The organism is Pseudomonas sp. BJa3 (genome assembly GCF_026343815.1).
GTDB lineage: Bacteria > Pseudomonadota > Gammaproteobacteria > Pseudomonadales > Pseudomonadaceae > Aquipseudomonas > Aquipseudomonas soli.
Map to the genome: position 1 here is coordinate 1 of NZ_JAOXMC010000445.1, position 245 is coordinate 245.

At 60.4% G+C, this 245-nt stretch carries 1 protein-coding gene; it reads right to left on the reverse strand.

Going from position 1 to position 245, the window contains the following annotated elements:
* Positions 1-245, reverse strand: a 245-nt coding sequence (locus OH705_RS28355; RefSeq protein WP_267303589.1) for a beta-ketoacyl synthase N-terminal-like domain-containing protein, incomplete at both ends; no start/stop codon positions are given.

Below are 245 nucleotides of genomic sequence, written 5' to 3' on the forward strand. Positions count from 1 at the left end.
TTCTCGTGCAAGATCTTGCTGGTTTCGTCGATGTTGGTCAGACCACCGATACCCGAGCCCAGGGCCACGCCGATGCGTTCACGGTTGGCATCGGTGACTTCCAGCCCGGCAGTGCGCACTGCCTGGAAACCGGCCGCCAGGCCGTACTGAATAAACAGGTCCAGCTCGCGGGCTTCTTTCTGATCAAGATACTGCCCGTCCTCGAAGCCCTTCACCGAGCCGCCAAAACGGGTGGAGTAGGCAGA